Here is a 26464-nt window from a genome sequence, read left to right on the forward strand (position 1 = left end):
GGGCGCAATTGTCCATTTGACCGCCGGAGCATTACCGCCACGAAGACATATGCTCGCGATTGATATTGCGTTTCCCGTGGCGGTAGTATCAGGCGGGTCGCTTCGAAGCCGAGGTAAGGAGCTTGCTCAGCATTGAGCCGATCATGATGCCCCAAAGCCCGCTGGTCATGCCAACGATAATGTCCAGCGTCGAACCAAAATTCCCGTTCGCCAGGAGATGCGAAACGGAAAGCGCCAATACGCTACCGATCATCAAAAGGCAGGTGAAAGAGGGGGATTGCGGATAGGCGAGGCGCGCAAGCATGCCTGCGACACAGAGTGCGGCGGCGCGAAAAATGTCGAACGGATTGCCGAATGCGGCCTGCCAATTGAGATGTGCGAGCGTCACGCCGACGAGCGCCGCTATATAGGTCCAGGCAATAATCTTCAAAAACCGGTCTGATATCATGGGGATATGATATAGCAGCGGTGGATATAAACGCCAGCCTGACACTGCTTTGTAGAGCGTTCGCAGATGGATCCGATGCGCACATTTTATGTGGTTTCGAAACATTCTGTTGCGGCGCGGTAATTTTCGACCGTTCTCGATCTTCACTTTGCCTTCTCGCCATGCCTAGGCCGAGGCGAGCTGACCGGGCAATTTTCCGGCCAGCCGCCACTGTTGCTTAAGCCTTCGATATGCGCAGCGTATCTTCATCTTCTTCCATTTGTTCCGCATCTGCTGCAACGGAGCTTGCCGACGATCGGCCGAGGAAGGAGAAGACGACGACGGCCGTCAGAACGGTAATGCCGGTCAGGAGCCAGAGCAGCGTGCTGAAGGCGTCGCCATAGCCCTGGATGAGAGCGTCGTGTCCTATTGCCGGAATACTCGATGCTGCGGCGGCCAAATTGCCTGTCACGAGCTGCTGCGCAGCGCTCGCGGCGTACGTACCTGACAATGTGCCTAGGTTCGACTGGATAAAGGCGGAGAGGACGGCGCTGACGATGGCAAGCGCGACCCCTTCGCCGGCGACACGGGTGGTGCTGAAAATGCCGGTTGCCATGCCGGCTCGCTCCTTGGGAACAACGCTGACGGCGAGCCCATCCATCAAGCCCCAGGGCAGGCTGATGCCGACGCCGATCGTCAGCAGCGGGCCGATGAGGACAAACGGAGCCGAGCCTGCTGCAAAATGGCTGAGCCAGAAAAGGCCTGCCGCCGAGATGATGAGGCCGGTGCCGCAGATCGTTGCGGGGCTGAACCAGCGGGTGAGAAGTCCTGCAACGATCGGCAGGATGAGCAGCGGCGCCGACAGCGCGACCATCATCCGCCCGGCGGCGATCTCGCTCATGCCTTCGATGCCGACGAACCGCACGGGCAGCAGGATCAGCAAAACGACGAAGGCATAGGCGGGCGCTGCCGCCAGAAGCTGTACGCCGACGAAACGCGGATAGCGAAAGAGGCTGAGATCCAGCATGGGCCGTTTCACGACGCGCTCGACGATGCCGAAAGCAAGGAAGAACAGTGCTGCGCCGGCCAGCAGGGCGAGGACGAGCGGATCGCTCCAGCCGGTTTCCGGCGCGCGCAGCACGCCATAGGTGAAGAGCGTCAAGGCAAGCGTGAAGCTCAGTGCGCCCGGCCAATCCAGCCCCGCCGCGTCGGGATCTTTGGATTCGCGCAGGAAGCAGGCGCCGAGGCCAAGAGCGAGCAACGCGAGGGCGACCACGAGAATGAAGATGGACGGCCAGCCGAAGGCATCGATCATCAGGCCGGACGCGATTGGCCCGAAGGCGAGACCGACGCCGAAGCTGGAGCCGACGATGCTGAAAGCACGCATCCGCGCCGTGGCGTCGAACTCCTGCGCCAGCGAGGCCATGCCGCCGGAAAAAGCGGCGGCTGCGCCAAGGCCCTGCAGTGCCCGCAATATATCGAACCAGACGATGTTGCCGGCGAGTGCCAGCCCGGCCGAGAACAGCGCGAAGCAGCCGACACCGCTGAGGAAGATGCGCCGCCGGCCAAAGCTGTCTGCCAGCGCGCCGGATGCCATCAGGCAGCTGCCAAAGGTCAGCATAAAAGCGTTGGTGACCCAGTTGAGTGCGATCGGGCTGCCGCCGAGCGTGCGGCTGATGGCCGGTAGGGCAACAGCGGGGCCGGTGAATGTCAGCGGCATCGCCGCTGCAGCGCAGCAGACGGCGACAAGGACGAAGAATTTCTCGGTCGGACTTGCGACCTTTGTCTGGGGAGAAGTCATCGGAGTACCGTGAGGTTTGAGCAAAGGGGAAGTGGCGGGCAATCCTGGGAGTGGTGCTGGCCAAAGGCCGGCGCCCGCGCGCTTCAAATGACTCATGCAGGATATATTTGCTGTAATCGGATGATAATTGCGCTAGTTTTCCATATATACCGGAATAAAACTCTCGAATGGAATGCGCGCATGGATCGTTTGAGCGGCCTGACGGCCTTTGTTCGCACTGCGGATCTCGGCAGCTTTGCCGCTGCCGGACGCGTGCTCGGCCTTTCGGCATCCGCCGTCGGCAAGGCGGTCAGCAATCTGGAGCATCAGCTTGGCGTCCGGCTGCTGCAGCGTTCCACACGCAGCATCCGGCTGACGGAGGAGGGGCGTCTCTTTCACGAATGCTGCCGGCGGGTGCTCGACGATCTCGAGGATGCGCAGGCCTCGCTTGCGCAGGCGGTTGCCGTGCCACGCGGGCGTTTGCGCGTCAGTGTGCCGATCGTCAGCTATCACTTCCTCTTGCCCGTCGTGCCGGAATTCGTGGCCCGTTATCCCGAGGTCGAACTCGACATCGATTTCAACGACCGTATCGTCGATATGATCGAGGAGGGGGTTGATGTTGCGATCCGCAGCGGCGACCTGCCGGATTCCCGGCTGATATCGCGCACCTTGCGTCCGTTTCAGATGCTGCTCTGCGCCGCGCCCAGCTATCTCGAACGCTTCGGTATTCCCGGTTGCCCGCGCGATCTCAACGAGCATCTGGCTGTCAGGTTTCGCTTTCCCAACAGCGGCAAGCTGCAGGATTGGCCGCTGACGATGCCCGAAGGCGAGCCGGATCTGCGCATGCGAACGGCCTTCTCCTGCAACAATATGGAGGCGGTGCGCGGCGCGACCGTTGCCGGCCTCGGCATCGGCTGCATGCCGGATTTCCTCGTGCGCAGTACGCTTGCGGAAGGAAAGCTCAGAACCGTTCTCGATGATTTTATCGACGAACCCGGCCATTTTCATCTGCTTTGGCCGTCCAATCGCCATATGTCGCCCAAGGTTCGGGTTTTTGTCGATTTTCTGAGCGAGCGGTTGTTTGCAAAGAGCTGTGATGATTTGCCGGCGACGACCGCTGCCTGAGACACAGATCATCGTATCGGCTTGAGGCCCGCTTGCCTGCCGAGCGAGATAATTTCAGAATTGCTCGGGAGGCAGTTGTCGCAGGAGCTGGAGTTTGCAACGGTGTTTGCTCATATGCAGACTTGCCGCACGATCGGTCTGTAATCGCTAACTTTGGAAATCACCATGAGCCGCTTCTGGAGCCCGATTGTTCATTCCTTGACCCCCTATGTCGCCGGCGAGCAGCCGACCACGGGTGGAATAATCAAGCTCAACACCAATGAGAGCCCTTACGGTCCTTCGCCGCTTGCCCTGGAGGCGATCTCGAAGGCTACAGCCGACACACTGCGGCTCTATCCGGATCCGACGGCGCGGGAGTTGCGTGTTACAATCGCCGAGAGTTTCGGGCTCGACAAGGACGAGGTCTTCGTCGGCAACGGATCGGACGAGGTTCTGGCGCACACGTTCCAGGCGCTGCTGAACCATGAAGAGACGCTGCTTTTCCCCGATATCACTTACAGCTTCTATCCGACCTATTGCCGCCTCTACGGGATCAAGTTCCGGCAGGTTCCAGTCGATGCGGACATGCGGGTTCGCCTTGACGATTATCGCCAGCCTTGCGGCGCGATTATCCTTCCCAATCCCAATGCGCCCACAGGGATCGGTCTGCCTCTGGTCGATATCGAAAGCCTTCTCAAGGCTCATCCCGATCAGGTCGTCGTCATCGACGAGGCCTATGTCGATTTCGGCGGCGAGAGCGCGGTTCCACTTGTCCGGACATATCCGAACCTCTTGGTAATTCAGACCCTGTCGAAGTCGCGCGGGCTCGCCGGCCTGCGCGTCGGTTTCGCTGTCGGGCAACGGCCGCTGATCGAGGCACTGGAAAGGGTCAAGGACAGCTTCAATTCTTATCCTCTCGATCGGCTTGCGCAGGCAGGTGCGGTAGCGGCCTGGAAGGATCGGGACTGGTTCGAACGCCATCGCGCCATGATCATCGCCAGCCGGGAACGGCTGGCCGCCAAACTCGGGGAGCTGGGCTTTCACGTTCTGCCGTCATCCGCGAATTTTCTGTTCGCGCGGCATCCGAGCAGGCCGGGTGTGGAACTGGCGGCAGAGCTTCGGAGCAGGAACATTCTGGTAAGACGGTTTTCCGCCGAGCGTATCGACGACTTCCTGCGCATCACGATTGGAACGGATGAGGAGTGCGACCGCCTGGTGGCGGCTTTCGGCGAGATATTGCAGTGACACTGGCAGCTCGGGAGGATTGCTTCAAGACTGTCAAAAAGGAACGAGTGGCCTCTACCGTGGCCGCAATGGCGCCATTAAGCAGCAAATGAAAAAGGCGGCGGAGCCGAGCCCGCCGCCTTCTGTTATTACATGTGATAGCGATCAGATGTCGCTTGCCGCGTTCGCCCAGATTTCCGCGGCCTGTGCGGCGGTCACGCGGCGCACATCCGTTTCATCGCGGCGGCTGGCGAAGAGCTCGCTTGCCATGATCTGCTCGGCGAGATCGGCGGGCAGGGACAGGAGGACGCGCTGGCCATCCTTGTGAATGCCGCCGACATCGGAATGCTTGCCGGTGATCATCCCGCCCGCAACCGTGTTGTTGCTTTCCGGATCGATCAGGATGAAGGAGCCGGTCGAGCGGTTCTGCTCATAGGGATCGAAGATGGCGCTCTCATCGAAGGTCAGGCGAACCTTGCCGATCGCGTTCATCCAGAGCGCCTGCGCCGGAGCCCATGCGCCGGTCTTCAGCTCAAGCTGGGCGATCGGCTGAACCTGCACGCGCTGGCGGCGGCTGCCGCTCTTCAGCCAGTAGCGCTTGCCAGGCTCGATGCCCTCAGGCTGCAGCGCGACGATTTGCGCGTCGAAGGAGAGGCCCGTCTGCGGCTGGCTGTCGATGGCGACGATCATATCGCCGCGCGACACGTCCACCTGGCGGTCGAGAACGAGCGTGATGGCATCGCCGGCGACCGCCGCGTTGCGCACGAGATCGAAGGTGACGATCTTCGAGACATTGGCGACCATGCCCGACGGCAGGATCATGACGCTGTCGCCCGGCTTTACCGAGCCGCCGGCGACCGTGCCCTGATAGCCGCGGAAGCTCTCACCCGGGCGGGAGACGCGTTGCACCGAAAGACGGAAGCCAACCGTCTGGGCGGAGCGAACGGTCGCCAGTTCTAGCGTCTCGACCAGCGTCGGGCCGGTGTACCACGGCATGGCAGCCTGGCCGGAATAGACTACGTTTTCACCCTTCAGCGCCGACATCGGAATGGCGGTGATCTGCTTGACGCCGAGCGACAGTGCGAATTCGCGGAAGTCGTTGGAAATCTTCTCGAAGCCGGCACGGTCGTAGTTTGTCAGGTCAATCTTGTTGATGGCCAGAACGAACTGCTTGATGCCGAGCAGCGACGCGATCGTCGCATGCCGGCGGGTCTGCTCAAGGATGCCCATGCGGGCATCGACCAACAGCACGGCGAGATCGGCGGTGGAGGCACCGGTTGCCATGTTGCGCGTATATTGCTCGTGGCCGGGTGTGTCGGCAACGATGAAGGAGCGCTTGTCGGTCGAGAAATAGCGATAGGCGACATCGATTGTGATGCCCTGCTCGCGCTCTGCCTGCAGGCCGTCGAGCAGCAGAGCGAAGTCGGGGAGGCCGAGATCGTTCTGCTTGCCGGTGGAATCGCGCTGAAGCGTGGCAGCCTGGTCTTCCTTGACCGCCTTGGTATCCCAGAGGAGACGGCCGATCAGCGTCGATTTGCCGTCATCGACGCTGCCGCAGGTAATCAGGCGAAGCGGGCGCGAGTCGCGAAGGGCTTTAGCCGGTTCGGCGGCGGGCCCGACAGCAGGAATTGTGACGACGTTTGCGTTTACGGTCATCTCAGAAATATCCTTCGCGCTTCTTCTTTTCCATGGAGCCGGACTGGTCGCGGTCGATGGCGCGGCCCTGTCGCTCGGAAACCGTGGCGATTTCCAGCTCTGCAATGATCTCTTCAAGGGTCGTGGCGGTGGAGCGGATGGCTCCCGTCAGCGGGAAGCAGCCGAGCGTGCGGAAACGGATGAGTTCCTCGCGCTTGGCTTCGCCGGGCAAGAGTTCCAGCCTTGGATCTGCCGCCATGATCATCATGCCGTCGCGCTCGACGATCGGGCGTTTCGCCGCGAAATAGAGCGGTACGATCGGAATTTCCTCGGCCTGGATGTAGCGCCAGATATCGACTTCCGTCCAGTTGGAAAGCGGGAAGACGCGAACGCTTTCGCCCTTGCGGATCTGGCCGTTGTAGATGTTCCAGAGTTCCGGGCGCTGGTTGCGGGGGTCCCAGCGATGATCCGGTGTGCGGAAGGAATAGATGCGCTCCTTGGCGCGCGAGGCTTCCTCGTCGCGGCGGGCGCCGCCGAAAGCCGCGTCGAACTGGCCGGCATCGAGCGCATGACGCAGCGCTTCCGTCTTCATGATATCGGTGTAGCGCGCCGAGCCATAGGTGAAGGGCGTGATGTTCTCCGCCTTGCCACGCGGATTGATGTGCTCGATCAGGTCGAGATCGTACTTTTTCACGATCTCGTCGCGGAAGGTGATCATCTCGGCGAATTTCCAGCCGGTGTTCACGTGCAGCAGCGGGAAGGGGACGCGGCCGGGATAGAAGGCCTTGCGTGCCAAATGCAGCAGCACCGACGAGTCCTTGCCGATCGAATAGAGCATCACGGGACGCTCAAATTCGGCGGCGACCTCGCGGAAAATGTGGATCGCCTCGTTTTCCAGCGCTTTCAGATGCGGATCGAGCGGCGGCTTGACGCTTTGCGGATTGGAGATTTCCGTATCCGGACGGCTATCGGGCATTGATGACTCCAGAACTTTCAAATGTCCCGACCGAAACTTGGCCGGAAAGAATGGATGCGTTGGTTCCCTAGATATCGGCGGCGCAGGAGACGCGCTTCGGATCGATGCCGGGAGCCGGCGGGTGCTTTATTGTGCGGGTGCGGCAGCACCTTCTTCGTGGACATGCAGACCGCATTCGCGCTTTTCGTCGTTCTCCCACCACCAGCGGCCGGCGCGCTCCGGCTCGCCCGGCTTGATGGCGCGGGTGCAGGGCTCGCAGCCGATCGAGGGATAGCCGCGCGCATGCAGAGGGTTCACCGGAACGCTGTTGTCGGCGACATAGACGCGGATGGCATCGATGTCCCAATCGGCGAGCGGGTTGATCTTGATCAGATTGCGCTCGGGATCGAATTCGGCGAAGGGCGTATCGGCGCGGTTGGCGGACTGGCCGCGGCGCAGGCCGGTGATCCAGATGCTGGCGCCCGAAAGTGCCCGTGCAAGCGGCTTCAGCTTGCGCACGCCACAACAGGCATGCCTGGCTTCGACGCTCTCATAGAAACCGTTCAGACCGTATTTTTCCGCATAGGCGTCGATATCGGCCTGTTCCGGCTCGTAGCGGACGATCTTGATATCATATTGGCTTTCCGTCTCGTCCATCAGAGCGAGCGTTTCCGGGAAGAGGCGACCGGTCTGCAGGGTCGCCACCTCGATCGGCAGGCGGTGATTGCCGATCTCCGCCGTGATCACCTGATCCTCGATCCCGAGCGACGTCGTGAACACGGCACGGCCACCGAGCCCGGCCACGAGAGATAGACGGCCGGCAAGATCGAGCGATGCAAGCTGGCTGTTGAGCGTCGCGGCATCTTCAATGAGGGTAATGGCAGTCATGGGGGATCCTGTCCTGATGTTGCCGGGAGTATCGCAGTTCGCAACGGCAGCGGACAGAAAAATAGATTTCGAAACGGAGCGGCTGGAGAGTAAATATCTCCATGAAGCAGCGCCGATAAGGAAAAGCGACCGCCTCGGCTCCTAACCAAGGCGATTTGCCACCGATGGCGGCCCTTCGGAAGCACTTGATATGGCTCGCCATGTTTAAGTGCTTGCTTTAATGTCTATAGAAATAGTAGAGTTACACATAGCTTGTCAAATGGAAATCGGAAGTGATGCCCAAAATGATGCGCTGCGATGGATTTTGCGCTAAACTATTGGCATAGCGACGAAGAATGACAACAAGTTTGGGTTGCTAACGTTTCCTGGCCGTGCGTCAAGGGTGTGGGTGCTTCGAAATTGCCTCGGGGACGAGGGCTGAGGAGTTCTGTAGCGGACCGGCCGAATCTCTCGACCGGACGTATCGCATGTGTGTGTGAAGCGGTTCGAAATGATTACTCAGAAAGCAAAATACGCGCTGCGGGCGCTGTCTGCCTTGGCCCAATCCGAGGCGGGTGAGCCGATGATGATTTCCGACATCGCCGCCCAGCAGAAGATCCCGAAGAAATTCCTGGAACAGATCCTTCTCGACTTGAAGCATCAGGGCATCGTCATCAGCCGCCGCGGCAAGCAGGGCGGCTACCTCTTGCGCAAGCCGGCAAACGAAATCACCTTCGGCGAAATCCTGCGGGTCATCGATGGGCCGCTGGCGCCGCTGCCCTGTCTGTCACTGACAGCCTATCGTCGCTGCGACGATTGCGACGGCGAGCAGACCTGCGAAATCCGCCACGTCTTTGCCCGGGTGGCGGACGCGACCCGCAAGGTGTTGTTCTCGACGACCATCGCCGATGCCATCGCTCAGCCGGAGGACGCGGAAGTTGCCAGGCTGATGGCCTAACTGATCAGGTCCAAGGGAGCTAACGGGTCTTCCTCGCAGCGCTTCGACAATCAGTGGGCGGCGTGTTCCTCGCCGCTTTCCTTGTCCATGGCGCGCCGGGCGCGGATTGCTGCGGCGATGAAGACGCGGGACAGCCCATGATACAGTGGCTCGCGCGAGAGCAGCCGCGACGTCACATAGCCGATCATCGATACAGCCATGATCGGGATGACGGCTTGGTGATCGCCGGTCATTTCCAGAATGATGACGAAGGCGGTCATCGGTGCCTGAACCACGCCGGCGAAATAGCCGGCCATCCCGAGGATCGCCGCAAGTGCGATGCTGCCGCCGATCAGCGTGCCGACCGTGCTGCCGAAACCGGCGCCGACGGCAAGCGAAGGCGCGAAGATGCCGCCAGGAATACCCGAGATCATCGACAGGAAGCTTGCCAGTAGTTTCTCGACGAAGAAGAGCAGCGGCAGGGCATGTCCTTCCACGGCGCCGCGGGCTTGCTCGTAACCGGTGCCGAAGGTTTGGCCGCCGGAGAGCACGCCGACAGCGGCAACGACAAGGCCGCAGAGGCCGGCAAGGATCAGCATGCGTTTCAACGGCTGAGGCTGCGCCCAGCGGCGGATGCGGATGCCGGCATAGAGCGCCAATCCGCTGAAAGTGGCGCCGAGCGCGCCGCCGCCCACACCGCAGATCAGCATGACGATCCAGTCCCGAAGCATTGTTGGGGCCACATCGGCCGTACCGAAATAATTGTAGCTGCCGGAAAGACCGAGTGCGGCAAGGCCGGAAAGAATGACGGCCATCAGGACCAGGCCGTTGGCGCGGGATTCATAGGTGCGGCTCATCTCCTCGATAGCGAAAACGATACCCGCAAGCGGCGTATTGAAGGCAGCGGCGATACCGGCGGCAGAACCGGCGAGGATCAGGCCCTTCGCCTGCGCCATGCCGCCGAAGCGGGCAACCGCCAGCATGAAGGACGCGCCGACCTGCACTGTCGGTCCCTCGCGGCCGATCGAGGCACCGCTTAAGAGCCCCAATATGGTCAGCACGATCTTGCCGAAAGCTAGCCTGAGCGACAGCAGCTTCGTTCGATCTTCCTCATGATGTAGGTGCCGCGCGGCGATCGCCTGCGGAATGCCGCTCCCCTGCGAATTGGGAAACAGCGTCGCTGCAAGATAGGCCGACATAACGAAACCGAGCGGTGTCAGCAGGAGCGGCAGAAGCCACATCCACTCACCCGATTGCGTCACGCCGGTAAAAGCCCGCTGCGCCAGATCGGCGAGCTTGGCGAAGCCGACGCTGATGACGCCGATCGCCAGAGCGCCCGTCCAGAACACCAGACGTGGCCGCCAGAGATTGAACGAGCCCCAGATGACACGGGAGCGGCGGAGGAGCTTGGACTTGCGGTAGATAGGGGGCATCTGACATGTGACCGATAGGCTGGCTCGCATAACTTTTCGAGATATTCTTGCGAGCGGCTCACCATAAAGCGAATTGCGATATCGATCTTTCTTGCAGAATTTCCTTTTGCGGCCAAGGCTTAATCCACGTGTTGACCGTTTCGAGCGATCGAATAGAATGTATCGCAATTGCAATGCAAAGGAGCCGGTGAATGAAATCCGCTTCCATTCCTCCCTTGAGGGTCGATCCCGCATTGCGCGCCGCTGCTGAAAGCGTGCTGCGAGAAGGTGAGACCTTGTCAGCATTTGTGGAAAGCTCGCTGCGTGCGCAGATTGAACACCGCCGAACGAAGGCTGAATTCATTGCTCGCGGTCTTGCTGCGCAAGAGGATGCGAAAAAAACCGGCGTGTATCACAGCGCTGACGACGTGCTGGGAATGCTGAAGGGCAAGCTTGAAGCCGCCAAAGCTTCCAGGCACAAATGACATTTGCCGTACGCTACTCTCAAGGCGCGCTCGAAGATCTCGAACGGCTGTATGATTATCTGCTTTTGAGAGATATCGAGCTTGCGGAAAAAGCCTATGACGCCATCGTCAAGGCAACGGAATTTCTCGAGAATTTTCCGTTCAGCTGCCGCAAAGCGTCGGCGGACGCGTTTCTCCGCGAACTCGTTATCCCGTTCGGCTCTTCCGGTTGTGTCGCTCTATTCGAGATCGAAGACAGCGAGACGATAACGATATTGGCGATCAGGCATCAGCGCGAAGAAGACTATCACTGATACCTGCCCACCTTACCGATCGCTCGTCTCCCACCGCGGATTGATCCAGGGCTCCTGGTTCGAACGCGCCAGCCGCGGCTTGCCGAGAATGTGGTCGGCCGCCTTCTCACCGGTCATGATCGAAGGGCCGTTGAGATTGCCGTAGGTGACATGCGGGAAGATCGAGCTGTCAGCGACGCGCAGGCCGTCGATGCCGATGACGCGGGTATCGGGATCGACCACCGCCATTGGATCATCCTTCGAGCCCATCTTGCAGGTGCCGCAGGGATGATAGGCGCTTTCCAGGTGCTCGCGCAGGAAGGCATCGATCTGATCATCGGTCTGAATATTCGCCCCTGGCTGGATTTCCGTGCCCCGGTACTCGTCGAAGGCCTTCTGCCCGAAGATCTCGCGGGTGAGGCGAACGCAGTGGCGGAATTTCTCCCAGTCTTCCGGATGGCTCATATAGTTGAAGCGGATCACCGGATCGGCCTTCGGGTCGGATGAGCGCAGCGTGACGTTCCCACGCGATTTCGACAGGTTGTAGCCGACATGCACCTGGAAGCCGTGGCTCTTGGCCGCCGCCTTGCCGTCATAGCTGATGGCGACAGGCAGGAAGTGGTACTGGATATCCGGCTGCTTGACGCCGGGTGCCGAGCGCAGGAAGGCGCAGGCTTCGAACTGGTTCGAGGTGCCAAGGCCTTTCTTGAAGAACAGCCACTGCGCACCGGCAATCCCCTGCATATACCAGGGTAGCCAGGAATAGAGTGACACCGGCTTCAGGCTCGTCTGCTGGAAATAGAATTCCATATGGTCCTGCAGGTTGGCGCCGACGCCCGGCCGGTCGGCCTTCACCTCGATCCCCATGTCGCGCAGATGCTGCCCAGGTCCGATGCCGGACAGCATCAGCAGCTTCGGAGAGTTGAACGAGGAAGCGGAAACGATCACTTCGCGGTTCGCTCTGATGATCTCGATCTTGCCATTGCGCTCGACTTCGACGCCGGTCGCGCGGCCGTTTTCGATGACGACCTTGCGGGCAAAGCAGCGAACGAGGGTCACATTCGGCCGCTTCAGGGCAGGCTTGAGATAGGCTGTCGCCGCAGACCAGCGACGTCCCATCCAGGTCGTTTGCTCCATCAGGCCGAAGCCTTCCTGCTTGCTGCCGTTATAATCCTCCGTCGCCTCGAAGCCCGCCTGCTTGCCTGCTTCGATGAAGGCGTGGAAGAGCGGATTGCGGGCATCGCCGCGCCGGACATGCAGCGGGCCATCCTTGCCGCGCCATCCTTCTTCGCCGCCATGTGAATGCTCCATCCGCTTGAAGTAGGGCAGCACATCGGCATAGGCCCAACCTTGGGCGCCGAGCTCCTCCCAGCGATTGAAATCCTCGGCATGGCCGCGCACGTAGACCATGCCGTTGATCGAGGACGAGCCGCCGATCACCTTGCCGCGCGGGGCGGTGATGCGCCGGTTGTTGAGCTGCGGTTCCGGCTCGGAGAGATAGCCCCAATTGTAGCGGTCCATGCTCATCGGCCAGGCAAGTGCCGCCGGCATCTGGATGAACGGCCCGAAATCACTGCCGCCGAATTCTAGGACGATGACCGAATGCTTGCCATCCTCTGACAGGCGATAAGCCATGGCGGAGCCAGCCGAGCCCGAGCCGACGATGACGAAATCTGCTTGCATGACCATGTGCTCCAAGTGGTAAGGGGCGTAAATCGAGGCGGTTCTGCACCCTCCCCCCGAGGGGGAGGGTCGGCCGCAGGCCGGGGTGGGGTGATTGCTGCTACACGCGCTGCGGCTGGTCACCCCACCCGCCGCTAAGCGGCGCCCCTCAAGGGGGAGGTGGATCAATAAGGCGCCTGTACCGGCCCCATGCCGACATAGACGGTCTTCAATTCCGAATAATGCTCCAGCGCCGCCAGCGAATTCTCGCGGCCGAATCCGGATTGCTTGGAGCCGCCGAAGGGGATTTCGACTGGGCAAAGATTGTAGGTGTTGATCCAGAGCGTGCCGGCCTCCAGCTGGTCGACCACGCGGTGGGCGCGGGTGAGATCGGCGGTGAAGACGCCGCCGGAAAGGCCGAATTCGGTCGCATTGGCGCGGGCGACCACCTCGGCCTCGTCATCGAAGTCGAGCACGCACATGACCGGTCCGAAGATCTCTTCACGGGCGATCGTCATGTCGTCGGTGACGTCGGCAAAGACGGTCGGCTGGATGTAATAGCCTTCACCGGAGACATTGTTCGGGATGCCGCCGCCGGTCAAAAGCGTCGCGCCCTCGGCCTTGCCCTTTTCGATGTAAGAAAGCACCTTTTCGCGCTGCGTCCAGGACACCATCGGGCCGATCTGCGTTGCCTCGTCCATCGGGTCGCCGATCAGCATCGCGTCGGTGCGGGCCTTCAGGCGCTTCAGGAATTCAGACTTGATCTTGCGGTTGACGAAAACGCGGGTGCCGTTGGAGCAGACCTGGCCCGTCGAATAGAAATTGCCGAGCATCGCGCCGCCGATGGCGCTGTCGATATCGGCATCCTCGAAAACGATCAGCGGCGACTTGCCGCCGAGCTCCATGGTGACATGCTTGAGATTGCCGGCGGCCGAAGCCGCCACCTTGCGGCCGGTCGGCACCGAACCCGTCAGCGATACCTTGGCCACGTCGGGATGGTTGATGAGCAGCGGCCCTGTTTCGCGGTCTCCCTGGATGACATTGTAGAGTCCCTTCGGCAGACCGGCCTCGATGAGGATTTCAGCGATCTTCAGCGCGCCGAGCGGCGTGTTTTCCGAAGGCTTGAACACCATGGCGTTGCCGACGACCAGTGCCGGCGCGCCTTTCCAGCAGGCGATCTGCTGCGGGTAGTTCCATGCGCCGATGCCGACGCAGACGCCGAGCGGCACGCGCTTGGTATAGGCGAAATCGCCGCCGAGCGGGATATAGGAGCCGTTGAGACCGGCCGCCGCGATGCCGCCGAAGAATTCGAAGCTGTCTGCGCCCGAAGTCGAATCGGCGACGATGGTTTCCTGGATCGGCTTGCCGGTATCCAGCGTTTCCAGCTCGGAAAGCTCGCGGTTACGCTCGCGCATGATCTCGGCTGCTCGCTTCAGGATGCGGCCGCGAGCTGTCGGGCTCATGGCGGCCCATTCGGGCTGCGCCCGCTTTGCGGCCGCGATCGCCTTTTCGACGATGGCGGGCGTTGCCGCGTGCAGGCGGGCGATCACCTCGCCGGTCGCCGGATAGATGCTTTCGATAAGAGTGCCGTCGGTGTCCTCGACATATTCCCCGTCGATGAAATGCGAGGCTTTCGGTTGTGCGCGCATTATAGAACCCTCAGTTCTTCATAGGACACCATGACATGCTCTTGAAAAGCAGGTCGTTCGGTGAGGTTTTCATAGTATCGCTCAAGCCGTGGATGGGCAGGGCGCTGGATATCGATGTCGAAATAGCGATAGAGAACGTGCCCGAACTGGATGTCGGCCAACGTCAGATTATCGCCCGCAAGGAAGCGATGCCGTCCGAACTGCGACTCGGCGATGTCAAGCTTCGCACCGAGTGCTGCAACAGCCGCAACGATCGCCTTCTCGTCCTTGAGAGCAGGGGCCGTGCGCACCACCCGCCAGAAGATCGGGCCGGTGAAGCCCTGAGCAATGTTGATCTTGGCCCACTCAGCCCATTTGTCGATCTGAGCGCGATGGCGCGCATCGTTCGGCCAGAAGGCATCGTCGCCATATTGTGTGGCGAGGTAACGCAGGATGGCGCCCGTTTCCCAGAGCGGCTCGTCATCACCGTCGCGTAGCACCGGTACGGTGCCGTTCGGGTTCATCGCCAGGAATTCAGGCGTGTCGTTGACGCCGTAGGTAAAGCCTGCATCGATGCGCTCATGGGCAAGACCGAGCTCACTGATGCACCACATCAGCGCCTGTACATTCGATGACGATTTGCGGCCCCAGACGGTCAGCATGACGTCAGCCTTTCAACGCGTTGAGATGGGTCGTCAGATAGCCTTCGGTCAGCGCGATCGACGCCTCGGTGCTGATCGGCGCCGATTTGAGGCTCTGACGGATATAGAGCCCGTCGATCATCGCGGCCGCACCCTCCGCAATCCGCCCGGCATCCTCGGCCGGGCACAGCGCCTTGAGATTGGCAACGAGATTCGAATGCAGACGCCGCGCATAGATGACGAGAAAGCGCCGCGTCTCTTCCGAGCGCTGCGCCTCGGCATAGAAGGCGAGCCATGCCGCGATCGTTTCCGGCGCAAACTGATCGGCCTGGAAACTGACGCGGATGACGGCGGAAAGCTTTTCGCGGGGTGTCGTGGCGGCCCTAAGCGCCGTCACTACGCTGTCGCGCAGCCGCTGTAGATGGACGCGGACGGTTTCGATCAGCAGCTGTTCCTTGCTGCCGAAATAATGATGCGCAAGGGCGGGGGAAACGCCGGCCTGCTTGGCGATTTCGGACATGGTGACGGTCAGCGAGCCGTGATCGCCGATCACGCGCATTGCAGCATCAACCAGCGCCTTTCGGCGCACCGGTTCCATTCCGACTTTCGGCATTGCGTCAATCCCCAAGACTGAAGACGAGTGTATTTTTGATTGACTGATCAATCAATAAAAAAATCACGTGACCAGCCCTCCCTCAGGAAAAATCCGCAACCTCTTTCCGCAAAGCATTTCTGTGCCATAATTCCGAAGAGGAGGAGGTGCAGTCATGGTCGATATTCTTGATGAAGTTCCCCCATCAGCGATGCGCGACAAATGGGGTTGGTTTGTCGGGCTTGGAATCTTGCTGCTGATCTGCGGCGGTATCGCGCTTGGCAATCTGTTCATCGCCACCGTCGCTTCGGTCTATTATGTCGGCATGCTGATGCTGATCGGCGGCATCGTGCATCTGGCCCATGCCTTTCAGGTAAGGGGCTGGGAGCACATTTTGTTCTGGGTTCTCAGCGGCCTGCTCTATACGGTTGCCGGCGTGCTTGCCTTCGCCAATCCACTATTGGCGTCGGAAGCCTTGACGCTATTCCTCGCCATCGCATTGCTCATCGCCGGCACCTTTCGCGTCTGGGTCGGTCGCAAGCTGAAGCCGGAGCGTGGTTGGGTCTGGATTGTCATCAGCGGCCTTGCAACCGCCGCCGCCGGCATTGCCATTGCAGTTGGCTGGCCGGTCAACAGCCTCTGGATTCTTGGCCTTTTCCTGGCCTTTGACCTGATTTTCCAAGGATGGACGCTGGTGGCCTTCGGCCTTGTGCTTAGGCGGTAGGGCACCGCCCGAAAGGGGTAACGGACTGCTACTTTTTGACAAGGAGCGTGAGCGGCGTTACTCTTACCGCCTCTGCCATGTCGGGCAGAACGGCGTTGCGTTGATGTAACGACAGTGTCTTCATCCGAAATGCGTGTGTCGACAGACATGCGTGAAGAAACTGGTCAAAGCCGCGGAACATGCTTCCAGACAAATTTCCGCGTAACGACGTCAAGGGAGGAATATCATGCCGATGGTAACGGTTTCCATCTCTCCGCTTCAGGCTGCGGGCATCCGGGCAGCGGTCGATACCGGCACTTATGCCTCGAGCAGCGAAGTCGTACGGGAAGCCCTGCGCATGTGGGATGCAGCCCGCAGGCGCGGCGACATTTGCGATGTGCCTCATGCCGCCAACGATGGCGGGGAGACGGCAAAGAGCGGCCGCTGTGTCGCTGACATGTTTGCCGACTACGAGGCGGAGCGGCACTCGAGCAATCAGCACTGAACCCCCTCATCACGGCAGCCTCTCGGCTGCCGTGATGAGGGGTCTGCGGCCCGACAAATGGTTAATATTGCTTTACCATTCATGAAACTTTCACATAGGGGAAAGGTTTCGTTGACGCTTTATGACGCATCCTCGGCCGAAAATGCGGTAAACCCAAAGTTTTACTCAAATAAATTAGATTAGAATCCGCAAGTGGAGATGGGTATGTCCCTGACTGCCGCAGCCGAACCGGGCGTCTTGCGCCGATACGCCAGCGATCAGATCGTTACTCTCGCCAAACTCGTGATCGAAAACGCATTTCAGCCGATCGTGGAGGCCGGCACGGGCGCCGTTTTCGGCTATGAATCCCTCATGCGCGGCCAGGAGCGCATCGGTTTCGACAGCCCGGTCGATATCCTCGACGAGGCGGAGCGCAGCGGCCAGCTTCTTGGGCTCGAGCAGATGGTCAGCAGCCGCGCGCTTGCGAAGTTTGCCACTCTCCCCAATATGGTTGCCGCTACGCTTTTCCTCAACCTGGATGTCCGGTTGATCCCGCAGGGCGCCGCCTTGGTCGATGGCCTGCTGCAGCATATGAGAAAGGCCGGCATCGCCCCTTCCTCTGTTTGCTTCGAATTCTCCGAACGTTTCGACAATACCCTCGTGCCGGAGTTTTCGGCGCTGGTTGCCAAGATGCGCGATGCCGGTTTCAAGCTCGCCATCGACGACTTCGGCGTCGGCCACGGTGAAATGAAACTGCTGTCCGATTATCCGGTCGACTATCTGAAGATCGACCGGCATTTCATCGTCGATATCGATCGCAGCGCCCGCAAGCGCCATATCCTTCGAAATCTCGTCAACATCGCCCATGTCCTCGGTACGCGCGTCATCGCCGAAGGCATAGAGACCGAGGCGGAATTCCTGACCTGCCGCGAATTCGGCGTCGATCTCGTCCAGGGCTGGTTCATTGCCCGCCCGACCGTACTGATCAACGAGTTGAAGCCGAGCTTTCCGCATTTGCAGGATCTCGGCAAGACGGCACGCAACAGCCAGTCGCTCGATGAAATCCTTATCCGCAAGCAGATTGAAGTGCTGCCGACCATCCGCGAGAGCGACAGCATCGACAGCGTCTTCGAGCTCTTTCGCCGCAATCCGCGCCGAGCTTATTTCCCGGTCGTGAATGCCAATGACGAGCCGCGCGGGATCATCCACGAATACCAGCTGAAGGAATATATCTATCAGCCCTTCGGCCGCGACCTTTTGAAGAACAAGGTTTATAAACGGTCGATCTCGCATTTCGTTGAAATGGCGCCGATCGTCGGCCTTGATTCCGATGCCGACACGCTGATGACGATCTTCGCCAATATGGAAAGCAGCGATTGCCTGATCGTCACCGAAGGCACGCATTATGCGGGCATCGTCTCCGCTGCCTCTCTCATCAAGGTCATCAACGAAAAGCAGCTGAAGATTGCCCAGGACCAGAACCCCTTGACCGGCCTTCCCGGCAACAGGGCGATCCATGATTTCATGCAGAGCGCCGGCCGCGATGGTGATGAAGTCAGGCATTTCTGCTATTGCGACTTCGATAATTTCAAGCCGTTCAACGATGCCTATGGTTTCCATCTCGGCGACCATGCCATTTCGCTATTTGCCGCATTGATGCGCCGCTATTTCTTTGCCGAGCGCCATTTCCTCGGTCATGTCGGCGGCGACGATTTCTTCATCGGTGTCACCGGTTGGAGCATGCAGGAGCTGCGCGAAGTTCTGGACCGGCTGCTTGCCGATTTCCATGCCGACGTGCTCGATCTTTACTCGGCCGAGGATCGTGCCGCAGGCCGCATTCGCGGCCACGACCGCGCCGGCGCCGAGGCCGAGTTCCCGCTGATGCGCTGCTCGATCGGTATCCTGCAGTTGCCGGAGGGACTGGTGATCGACAATATCAATCGCGTCAGCACCTCCATCGCCGGCATCAAGACCAAGGCGAAGGAAAGCGCTGCCGGCGTCGCATTCCTCGGTCTGGCCGAGACGAATTGACGCCTTTCCGCCGTGCCATCTTTTCAAGCGCGCTGCGCTAAACTATCTCCACTGCTTTGCTGGGAGAGGAGATTGCGCCATGCCCTTGCCGTCTGAAATGCGTTTCGTGGATTTGCCATCCTTTGGCGGACCTGAAGTCATGACCATCGCCCGAAAGCCTCTTCCGGTGTTGAAGCCAGGTGAGATCCTGGTCCGCGTCGAGGCTGCCGGCGTCAACCGGCCGGATGTGGCGCAACGGCAGGGGATCTATCCGCCGCCGAAGGAAGCAAGCCCGATCCTCGGTCTCGAAATATCCGGCGAGGTCGTCGATGTCGCGCCTGGCGTGACCGAATTTGCCATCGGCAACAAGGTCTGCGGCCTAGCCAATGGCGGCGGCTATGCCGAATATTGCGTGCTTCCCGCCGGCCAGGCGCTGCGCTTCCCGAACGGTTATGACGCCGTCCGCGCGGCCGCCGTCCCCGAGACCTTCTTCACCGTCTGGGCCAATCTCTTCCAGATGGCGGGGCTGATCGAAGGCGAAAGCGTATTGATCCACGGCGGCTCCAGCGGCATCGGCACGACGGCGATTCAGCTTGCCCACGCTTTCGGTGCAACGGTCTATGCGACCGCCGGGTCGAAGGAAAAATGCGAGGCCTGCGAGAAGCTCGGCGCCAAGCGGGCGATCAATTATAAAGAGGAAGATTTCGCCGAGGTCATCAAGGCCGAGACGGAACATGGCGTCGATATCATTCTCGACATGATCGGCGCCGCCTATCTGGAGAAGAACCTCGCCTCGCTTGCCCGTGACGGCTGCCTTTCCATCATTGCCTTCCTTGGCGGCGCTGTGGCGGAGAAGGCCAACCTTGCGCCGATCATGGTCAAACGGCTGACCGTGACCGGATCGACTATGCGTCCACGCACGGCTGAGGAAAAGCGAGCCATTCGCGACGACCTTCTTTCCCAGGTCTGGCCGCTGCTCGACCAGGGCACCGTCGCCCCGGTCATTTATCGGACCTTCTCTTTCGACGATGTGGCCGAGGCGCATCGTTTGATGGAAACGAGCGACCACATCGGCAAGATCATGCTGAAGCTGGCTTGATCGTGAAGGACAGGATGACCGCGATCAGGCCGGGTATCGCCATCAGCGCATAGAGCCATGTCGCGGCAGAGAGGCCGCCGGCAATGCCACTCGGATGGGTCAGGCCCGCTCCATTGACGATGACGCCTGCGAGCGCTGCACCGAATGCGCCGCCCAGCGACTGCGTCATCGAGATCGCCGCCGAAGCCTTGTCCTGTTCGGTCCTGCGGGCGATGCCGATGATCCGGGTCACAAGATGCGCCCAGCCGAGACCGACGCCGAATCCCATCAGGAACATCGTGATGACGGCGGGCGCAAACCTGGCGACGGTATCAAAAGGCGTGTTGGTTGCCAGGAAGGGGATCAGTGATGCGGTCGCGGCCGTTTCCAAAATGCAGCCGCTGATGATGGCAATGGCGGCCTGCTTGCCGGAAAAAGAGGCGCTGAAGAAGGCTGCTATGGTCCAGCCCAATGCGACGAGCGCAACGAGATAACCGGAGACGAGCGGCGTGACACCGTGCAGGGTCTGTAGGAAATAGGGAATGTAAATGTCGCTCGTCAGCACAAGCATCATCGTGAATATCGTGAGATAGAGTCGCGAAATCGGATTGCCGAGCATGACGGAGCCATAGGGCAGGAGGCGCACTTCGCTCTTGCGCTCGATCACAACCATCGTCGCGACAAAAATGATGGAAACCGCAATTAGCACTACCTTGTAGGTTCCGTGATCGACGGTGCCGGCGATGCTGACGAACAGGACGGCAGCCAGCAGAAGCCCGATCTGGGCGAGCGGCGTCCTCGTATCGATCCGGTCATCCGCAACATTGGGCAGCAGCCGGCGCGCGGAAAGCGCCATGATCACGGTCAGCGGCACGAGGATGATGAATGCCTCGCGCCATGCGCCTCCGGCGGCGAAGAGGCCGCCAAGGGTCGGCCCAAGCACGGTCGCGACACCCCAGATGGCGGCATAGAGAGTAGAGGCCTTGCGCCACAATATCTCCGGATAGACGAAACGGATGAAGGCATAGGCGAGGCCGGAGAGCATGCCGGCCCCATAGCCCTGGATGGCGCGACCCGCAAGCAATACCGGCATCATCGGCGCGATAGCGCAGGCCAGGCTGCCGATGCCGAAAGTAAGCGCCGCCCCGACATACACCGTGCGCAGGCCCATGCCCTTCGGCCGCGTGGCAACGGTAATCGAGCCAAGCACGCCGGCGGCGACGAAGAGCGTCGTCATCCATGAGAATAGTTCAAGGCCACCGATGTCCCGCACGATCGAGGGCGCGATCGTGGCGGTGATGTAGGATTCGACGGCATAAAGCGTGACACCGCCGCCGAGCATCAGCGTCGCGGGCAGACGTTTCGGCGAAAACAATGTGAAGACGGAAGAGGATGAGGCAGGGGTGGTGTTTTCGATGCTGGACATCGGGCGATCCTCGGTATTTTCCCTAGCGGTTGATTATTTTCCAAGTTATAATTTGGAAAATTACATCCTTGTCGGATTAAAACAAGAGAAAACTTGGAAAAATGCGCCAGTCACCCGCCAATCGAATCCTGATCCTGTTGAAAACCGACGGGCCGCAACTGGCGGCAGCCGTCGGTGACGTGCTCGGCATATCGTCGGAGGCGGCACGCCAGCAGCTGACGAAGATGGCTGAGGAGGGGTTGGTCGAGCCGGTGGCGGAGGCTGCCGCCGGCAGAGGCAGGCCGCGCCAGTTCTGGCATCTGACGGCGGCCGGCAACAGGCAATTTCCCGATGGCCATGCCGATCTGACCGCCACCCTGCTTGCGACCATGGTCAGCCAATTGGGGCAGGGTGCCGTCGATACGGTCATCTCGGCACGTGAAACAGAGACGCTTCGGCGCTATCGAAGCGAAATCGACCTTTCGGCCGATCTGTCGTCGCGCGTCGCAAGCCTCGCCGCCATCCGCACGCAGGAAGGCTATATGGCCGATCACTGGCAGGATAAGGATGGCTCGCTGGTGCTGGTGGAGAACCATTGCCCCATTTGTGCTGCCGCATCTGCCTGCGCCGGCTTCTGCCGATCGGAGCTGGAGACTTTCCGCATGGTGCTTGGTGCTGATGTCGAACGGGATGAGCATATTCTGCTCGGTGCCCGGCGTTGCGCCTATAGAATCCGAGACGCAGCCTGAGAGATTCCTTTTTGATGTTGCCCGCCGGCATCGGTGATTGGCAATCCCGGGGGCAGCGGCTATCACAGGCCGTCTAGCAAATCAGAGGCTGCATTCCGTCATGTCCAATCCCGTCTGCGTCGAAGTCACCCGTGGCAATCTGGTTGAGAGCCGCCATCGCGGTTCCGTCGTTGTGGTCGATGGCGATGGGAAGCTGGTTTTCTCGCTCGGCGATATCGAAAGCGGCGTCTTTCCACGCTCGGCCTGCAAGGCGATGCAGGCCCTGCCGTTGGTCGAAAGCGGTGCCGCGGATGCCTATGGTTTCGGTCATAAGGAATTGGCGCTCGCCTGCTCATCCCACAATGGCGAGGATGAGCATGTGGCGCTCGCCGCCTCCATGCTGGCGCGCGCCGGCCGCGATGTCGGCACGCTCGAATGCGGCGCACATTGGTCTTTCGATCAGAAGACATTGATTCATCAGGTCCGCGCCATCGACAAGCCGACGGCGCTGCACAACAATTGTTCCGGCAAGCATGCCGGCTTCGTCTGCGCCTGCTGCCATCAGGACATCGATCCCAAGGGCTATGTCGGTTATGACCACCCGCTGCAGCAGCAGATCCGCGAGACGATGCAGAGCCTGACCGGCGCTGTTCTGGCGCACGACAATTGCGGCACGGACGGCTGCTCGATCCCGACCTATGCCGTGCCGCTCAAGGGGCTGGCGCATGGTTTTGCCAGGATGGCGACCGGCGCCGGTCTGGAGCCGCTGCGCGCCAAGGCATCACGCCGGCTGTTCGAGGCCTGCATGGCCGAGCCCTTCTACGTCGCCGGCACCGACCGCGCCTGCACCAAGCTGATGCAGATCGCTCCCGACCGCATCTTCGCCAAGACCGGCGCCGAGGGCGTGTTTTGCGCCGCCATCCCCGAGCAGGGTATTGCCATCGCGATCAAATGCGACGACGGCACCACTCGCGCGGCGGAGGTCATGGTAGCCGCAACATTGGCCCGCTTCTTCGAGAAGGACGGCCCTGTTCATGCCGGACTGATGGCAATGGCCGACCGATCCTTTAAGAACTGGAACGGCATCCAGGTCGGCGATATCAGGTCGGCAGCGGCGTTGGGGGCATAGCTTACTCCTCGCCTTAGCCGCTCGTTTTACGAGCCGGTACATGGTGCCGGACGACCTTGTATTCCTGCCAGATAAGAACCATCACCACGAGGTCGAAGATGGTGAGGATGATGAGCCCGATGCCATGCGTGTCGGTGAAGCGGTAAAGCTGGTAGGCGATGAAAAGCCCCAAGGCGGCAAGCGATGCCGGATAGGCCCACATCTTGCCCCGGAGCAGGCCGATGACCAGCAGCACTTTCACTAGCCCATGGCTCAAGAGGTAATAGGCATAGAAGTTCTTCGTACCGACCGAGAAATCCTGCGCCCACGTGAGCAGGTGCGTCGCGATGAAATCATGCGGGTCGTTGAGCAGCTCGGGCTGCGTGATCCGGTTCGCCAGCCGAAGGATCGAGTCGGTGCTGACTAGCGCCAGCACTATGCCGCCAAGACATTCGATTAAGGCATGCGCACCCTTCAACAGGACGCTGATTTCAAAAAGCTGGTGAATGCGGCGTTCGTTCATGGGTGATCGTAACCTCTGGCGCATATGGAGGTAGGCCCGATCGGCGATGGCGGCAAGGTGGACAGATGTAGCGTTGGCCTCAGGCCAGGAAGATCGGCATCTCGGCATGCCGGTAGGGCGCCAGGCTTTCCTCCGGAACATCCGATGATACGATCAGACCGGAAACGCCGTGCAAGGGCAAGATCTGGCACGGCGAGGCGGCGTCGAGCTTCTCGGTCGTCGATAATACGTAGGTTTCCGCCGAGCATTGCGCGATATGCCGCTTGATGGCCGCTTCCTCGAAGTCACCGGTCGAAAAGCCGCGGGCGGGATGGATGGCGGTGACGCCCAGAAAGAAAATGTCGGCCCTTATCGATGCGACGGCCGCCATGGCGACGGCACCCGTCGCGACCATCGAATGCTTGTAGAGCTTGCCGCCGATCAAGATCACTTCGGCCAGTCGCTGATGCTCCAGCTCGCCTGCGATCGTCGGGCTGTGGGTGACGATGGTGACGGGGAGATCCTTCGGGAGCTGGCGGGCGATCTCGGCATTGGTGGTGCCGCCATCGAGAAACACGGTCTGGCCCGGCTGGATCATGCTGACCGCATGCGCACCGAGCCGGCGCTTCTCATCGGATGAGACCGTCTGCCGCGCGGTAAAATCGGGCAGCTCCGGTGACAGCGGCAGTGCGCCGCCATGCACGCGCTTCAGCAGTTTCTCCGTCGCCATTTCCCGCAGATCCCTACGGATCGTATCCTCGGATAGCCCGAGATCATCGGCCAATGCCTTGGCGATTACCTGGCCGTCCCGGCGCAATCTTTCGAGGATGAGTGTTTTCCGTTGGCTGGTCAGCATGCCGATCTCTGCACGATATATCACGAATAATCGTGAATTTATCAGAATCGATTCGACATTCAAGAAAATATGCGCATATTCGTGCAAATTCCTGCAGCGAGCAGGAGCTAAAAACGGAGACAAGACATGTTGATCCTGTTCGCGGGGCCTTATCGCTCCGGCACTGGTGATGATCCGAAGAAGATGGCTGAAAACCTCAAACGCCTTGAGGAGCCGTCCTACGCACTGTTCAAGGCCGGGCATCTGCCGATGATCGGCGAATGGGTTGCCCTGCCGGTCTGGCACGCCGCCGGCGGCAAGAGCATCGGCGACGATCTCTATGAGGAGATTTTCCACCCAACGGCCGGCCGCCTGTTGCAGCTTTGCGAGGGCGTTTTGAGATTGCCCGGTGATTCCAAGGGCGCCGACAATGATGTCCGCATTGCCCGCGAGCGCGGCATTCCCGTTTGGTACAGGCTGGAAGACGTGCCCGGCTGCGCCTGAGATCGACCGCCCATCCCCATTGAGCCAGCCAATGGGGATGGGCATACCGGCCCGACCGATCAAAACCTTTTGTAGCGCCCATCAGCGTCAGCCACTTCCGTATCGGCCGGGTTCGCTCTAGCTTCCTCACGGACTTCAATCGAGGAACGGAACATGCTGACATTCTATTTCGCGCCCGGAAGCTGCGCGCTCGCCAGTCTCATCGCTCTGGAAGAATCCGGTCTCGCCTACGAGCGCCGTCGCCTCAACCTCGCCAATGGCGATCAGCGTCAGCCGGATTATTTGGCCATCAATCCCAAAGGTCGCGTTCCGGCCCTGATGACCGATCGCGGCGTCCTCACCGAGAATATCGCGATCATGGCCTACATCGCCCAGATCGTGCCGGCCGCGAAGCTGGCACCGCTCGACGACCCCTTCGAATTCGCGCAGATGCAATCCTTCAACAGCTACATCGTCTCCACCGTTCATGTGAACCATTCGCACAAGGGGCGCGGCTACCGCTGGACCGACGATGCGGCGGCCATCGAGACGATGAAGGCCAAGGTGCCGCAGACCATGACCGAAAGCTTCGCGCTGATCGAAGACAAGATGCTGAAGGGTCCCTGGGTAATGGGCGAGCAATATACCGTCGCAGACGGCTATCTCTTTACCATGGAGAAGTGGCTGCCGGGAGACAATGTCGATATCAAACAGTTCCCCAAGGTCAACGCGCATTATGAGCGCATGCTCGAGCGCCCGGCCGTTCAGAAGGCGCTTGCCATCGAACAGGCCTGATCAATCAGCCGAATGTTGCCAGAAGTTTTTTCGGGGCGCGGTATCGCCACGCCTCGATCAGGCGCAGCTCCAGTTCCTCGTCGCCGATTGCTTTGATCCGCAGCGGCAGGGAGGGCCAGCCGACGTAGTGATCCGTCTGGTAGTAGATCTCCGGCGCCATTTCCATCAGCTGCTCCTTCCGGTCGATCGGCAGCGACAGTACGATGGTCTCGTTGTTCTTGACGGTCACGAACGCCTTGCCACCAACTTTGAAGGCCGGCAGGCCGTAATGAAGGCTAGGTTCGACCTCAGGCAGCCGGGCTTGCGCCACCAGCCGCTGCAGTCGCTCCGCTACGGCGTCCATGCCTACGTTCGATGTCATGCGCGTTTGAGTGCAATAATTATCTCTCTCACGCGCATTCTTCCGGCTGAATGGTCCGCTTGTCCATAGGCCGCCCCAGATTTTCCGGCATCAGCGGTAGATCGGCCAGTTCTTCCAGCGACATGGCCGCAAGCATGGGATGCTGCAACGGATCGCTGTCCGGTTTGCGATCCTCTTCGAGAAGATGACTGAAGAAAAGCTTCAAGATCGACATGGTATGCCTCCTTGGATGCTCGCATCGATGCAACCATGAGGGCATTAGCTGAGCAAGCGGCGACGGTCTTCAATTTCATGGTGTGATAATCGCGCGAGCATGCGCTCAATGCAATTGAGAATGCGGAGATACTGATA

28 protein-coding genes are annotated in these 26464 nt (G+C 60.4%); 13 read left to right on the forward strand and 15 right to left on the reverse strand.

Annotated elements, in window-relative coordinates; all coding sequences use genetic code 11:
• Positions 1–88 precede the first annotated feature (88 nt).
• Together FHX05_RS11950 and FHX05_RS11955 are read right to left on the reverse strand one after the other, a co-directional pair.
• The gene (locus tag FHX05_RS11950) at positions 89–430 is read right to left on the reverse strand and encodes a hypothetical protein (protein WP_183871843.1); all 342 of its coding nucleotides are present in this window, start codon (positions 428–430) and stop codon (positions 89–91) included.
• A gap of 235 nt (positions 431–665) precedes the next feature.
• Positions 666–2228 carry an MFS transporter gene (locus FHX05_RS11955; protein ID WP_183871845.1) on the reverse strand — a complete coding sequence of 521 codons (1563 nt, stop codon included), beginning with the start codon at positions 2226–2228 and terminating at the stop codon, positions 666–668.
• Positions 2229–2408: 180 nt separating this feature from the next.
• Here FHX05_RS11955 and FHX05_RS11960 point away from each other — a divergent pair, with 180 nt between their 5' ends.
• Both FHX05_RS11960 and hisC read left to right on the forward strand, forming a co-directional pair.
• On the forward strand, positions 2409–3332 hold the full coding sequence (locus tag FHX05_RS11960; protein WP_183871847.1) for a LysR family transcriptional regulator: 924 nt from the start codon (positions 2409–2411) through the stop codon (positions 3330–3332).
• A gap of 165 nt (positions 3333–3497) precedes the next feature.
• Entirely contained in the window at positions 3498–4556 is a 1059-nt protein-coding gene (gene hisC / locus FHX05_RS11965; RefSeq protein ID WP_183871849.1) for a histidinol-phosphate transaminase, read from the forward strand.
• A 144-nt stretch (positions 4557–4700) separates the two neighbouring features.
• On the opposite strand, the gene cysN is transcribed toward hisC, so the two are convergent.
• From cysN to FHX05_RS11980, 3 genes are all read right to left on the reverse strand, one after another.
• Positions 4701–6191, reverse strand: coding sequence for a sulfate adenylyltransferase subunit CysN (gene cysN / locus FHX05_RS11970; RefSeq protein WP_183871851.1), 1491 nt, complete (start codon positions 6189–6191; stop codon positions 4701–4703).
• A 1-nt stretch (position 6192) separates the two neighbouring features.
• Positions 6193–7146, reverse strand: a complete 954-nt coding sequence (gene cysD / locus FHX05_RS11975) for a sulfate adenylyltransferase subunit CysD (RefSeq protein WP_183871853.1) — start codon at positions 7144–7146, stop codon at positions 6193–6195.
• Between the two features lie 126 nt (positions 7147–7272).
• On the reverse strand, positions 7273–8013 hold the full coding sequence (locus tag FHX05_RS11980; RefSeq protein ID WP_112605794.1) for a phosphoadenylyl-sulfate reductase: 741 nt from the start codon (positions 8011–8013) through the stop codon (positions 7273–7275).
• Between the two features lie 490 nt (positions 8014–8503).
• Between FHX05_RS11980 and FHX05_RS11985 the strand changes: the two genes are divergently transcribed.
• Positions 8504–8950 (forward strand): Rrf2 family transcriptional regulator, encoded by a 447-nt coding sequence (locus FHX05_RS11985; protein WP_015339121.1) that lies wholly within the window; start codon positions 8504–8506, stop codon positions 8948–8950.
• A 50-nt stretch (positions 8951–9000) separates the two neighbouring features.
• Here the strand turns inward: FHX05_RS11985 and FHX05_RS11990 are convergent, their stop codons facing one another.
• The gene (locus FHX05_RS11990) at positions 9001–10362 is read right to left on the reverse strand and encodes a chloride channel protein (protein ID WP_183871855.1); all 1362 of its coding nucleotides are present in this window, start codon (positions 10360–10362) and stop codon (positions 9001–9003) included.
• Positions 10363–10553: 191 nt separating this feature from the next.
• On the opposite strand from FHX05_RS11990, the gene FHX05_RS11995 reads away from it, so the two are divergent.
• On the forward strand, positions 10554–10826 hold the full coding sequence (locus FHX05_RS11995; protein ID WP_183871857.1) for a YlcI/YnfO family protein: 273 nt from the start codon (positions 10554–10556) through the stop codon (positions 10824–10826).
• Positions 10823–11119, forward strand: a complete 297-nt coding sequence (locus FHX05_RS12000) for a type II toxin-antitoxin system RelE/ParE family toxin (RefSeq protein ID WP_112605784.1) — start codon at positions 10823–10825, stop codon at positions 11117–11119. Before FHX05_RS11995 ends, FHX05_RS12000 begins: the two co-directional genes overlap by 4 nt.
• 12 nt (positions 11120–11131) lie before the next feature.
• On the opposite strand, the gene betA is transcribed toward FHX05_RS12000, so the two are convergent.
• The 4 genes from betA to betI form a co-directional block, all read right to left on the reverse strand.
• Positions 11132–12781 carry a choline dehydrogenase gene (gene betA, locus FHX05_RS12005; RefSeq protein WP_183871859.1) on the reverse strand — a complete coding sequence of 550 codons (1650 nt, stop codon included), beginning with the start codon at positions 12779–12781 and terminating at the stop codon, positions 11132–11134.
• A 164-nt stretch (positions 12782–12945) separates the two neighbouring features.
• Positions 12946–14409, reverse strand: a complete 1464-nt coding sequence (betB, locus tag FHX05_RS12010) for a betaine-aldehyde dehydrogenase (protein ID WP_183871861.1) — start codon at positions 14407–14409, stop codon at positions 12946–12948.
• Positions 14409–15050 (reverse strand): glutathione S-transferase family protein, encoded by a 642-nt coding sequence (locus FHX05_RS12015; protein ID WP_183871863.1) that lies wholly within the window; start codon positions 15048–15050, stop codon positions 14409–14411. Before FHX05_RS12015 ends, betB begins: the two co-directional genes overlap by 1 nt.
• Positions 15051–15054: 4 nt before the next feature.
• Positions 15055–15642, reverse strand: a complete 588-nt coding sequence (betI, locus tag FHX05_RS12020; RefSeq protein WP_112335552.1) for a transcriptional regulator BetI — start codon at positions 15640–15642, stop codon at positions 15055–15057.
• A 154-nt stretch (positions 15643–15796) separates the two neighbouring features.
• Here betI and FHX05_RS12025 point away from each other — a divergent pair, with 154 nt between their 5' ends.
• The 4 genes from FHX05_RS12025 to FHX05_RS12040 all read left to right on the forward strand — a co-directional run bounded on the left by FHX05_RS12025 (position 15797) and on the right by FHX05_RS12040 (position 19917).
• The gene (locus FHX05_RS12025) at positions 15797–16345 is read left to right on the forward strand and encodes an HdeD family acid-resistance protein (RefSeq protein WP_112605772.1); all 549 of its coding nucleotides are present in this window, start codon (positions 15797–15799) and stop codon (positions 16343–16345) included.
• Between the two features lie 226 nt (positions 16346–16571).
• Complete coding sequence (locus FHX05_RS12030) at positions 16572–16829, forward strand: type II toxin-antitoxin system ParD family antitoxin (protein ID WP_112605768.1); 258 nt, start codon at positions 16572–16574, stop codon at positions 16827–16829.
• Positions 16830–17033: 204 nt separating this feature from the next.
• Positions 17034–18839: an EAL domain-containing protein gene (locus FHX05_RS12035; RefSeq protein WP_183871865.1), complete on the forward strand. Its 1806-nt coding sequence runs from the start codon at positions 17034–17036 to the stop codon at positions 18837–18839.
• 79 nt (positions 18840–18918) lie between these two features.
• Positions 18919–19917 carry an NAD(P)H-quinone oxidoreductase gene (locus FHX05_RS12040; protein ID WP_183871867.1) on the forward strand — a complete coding sequence of 333 codons (999 nt, stop codon included), beginning with the start codon at positions 18919–18921 and terminating at the stop codon, positions 19915–19917.
• Here the strand turns inward: FHX05_RS12040 and FHX05_RS12045 are convergent.
• Positions 19898–21322: an MFS transporter gene (locus FHX05_RS12045; RefSeq protein WP_183871869.1), complete on the reverse strand. Its 1425-nt coding sequence runs from the start codon at positions 21320–21322 to the stop codon at positions 19898–19900. The two genes, FHX05_RS12040 and FHX05_RS12045, sit on opposite strands and share 20 nt — an antisense overlap.
• Positions 21323–21423: 101 nt before the next feature.
• Between FHX05_RS12045 and FHX05_RS12050 the strand changes: the two genes are divergently transcribed.
• Together FHX05_RS12050 and FHX05_RS12055 are read left to right on the forward strand one after the other, a co-directional pair.
• The gene (locus FHX05_RS12050; RefSeq protein ID WP_112605755.1) at positions 21424–22050 is read left to right on the forward strand and encodes a MarR family transcriptional regulator; all 627 of its coding nucleotides are present in this window, start codon (positions 21424–21426) and stop codon (positions 22048–22050) included.
• Positions 22051–22150: 100 nt separating this feature from the next.
• Positions 22151–23158: an asparaginase gene (locus tag FHX05_RS12055; protein ID WP_183871871.1), complete on the forward strand. Its 1008-nt coding sequence runs from the start codon at positions 22151–22153 to the stop codon at positions 23156–23158.
• 13 nt (positions 23159–23171) lie between these two features.
• On the opposite strand, the gene FHX05_RS12060 is transcribed toward FHX05_RS12055, so the two are convergent.
• Positions 23172–23660: a DUF2127 domain-containing protein gene (locus FHX05_RS12060; protein ID WP_183871873.1), complete on the reverse strand. Its 489-nt coding sequence runs from the start codon at positions 23658–23660 to the stop codon at positions 23172–23174.
• A gap of 79 nt (positions 23661–23739) precedes the next feature.
• A complete protein-coding gene (locus FHX05_RS12065) occupies positions 23740–24495 on the reverse strand; it encodes a DeoR/GlpR family DNA-binding transcription regulator (protein ID WP_183871875.1) in 756 nt (251 codons plus the stop codon).
• Positions 24496–24621: 126 nt separating this feature from the next.
• Here FHX05_RS12065 and FHX05_RS12070 point away from each other — a divergent pair, with 126 nt between their 5' ends.
• A complete protein-coding gene (locus FHX05_RS12070; RefSeq protein ID WP_183871877.1) occupies positions 24622–24978 on the forward strand; it encodes a DUF4406 domain-containing protein in 357 nt (118 codons plus the stop codon).
• A gap of 153 nt (positions 24979–25131) precedes the next feature.
• A complete protein-coding gene (locus FHX05_RS12075) occupies positions 25132–25752 on the forward strand; it encodes a glutathione S-transferase N-terminal domain-containing protein (protein WP_183871879.1) in 621 nt (206 codons plus the stop codon).
• Positions 25753–25756: 4 nt separating this feature from the next.
• Here FHX05_RS12075 and FHX05_RS12080 read toward each other — a convergent pair whose 3' ends face one another.
• Together FHX05_RS12080 and FHX05_RS12085 are read right to left on the reverse strand one after the other, a co-directional pair.
• Positions 25757–26113 (reverse strand): MmcQ/YjbR family DNA-binding protein, encoded by a 357-nt coding sequence (locus tag FHX05_RS12080; RefSeq protein WP_183871881.1) that lies wholly within the window; start codon positions 26111–26113, stop codon positions 25757–25759.
• Between the two features lie 28 nt (positions 26114–26141).
• Positions 26142–26327: a hypothetical protein gene (locus tag FHX05_RS12085; protein WP_112335563.1), complete on the reverse strand. Its 186-nt coding sequence runs from the start codon at positions 26325–26327 to the stop codon at positions 26142–26144.
• Between the last annotated feature and the right edge of the window lie 137 nt (positions 26328–26464).

It is taken from the genome of Rhizobium sp. BK491, assembly GCF_014194925.1.
GTDB lineage: Bacteria > Pseudomonadota > Alphaproteobacteria > Rhizobiales > Rhizobiaceae > Rhizobium.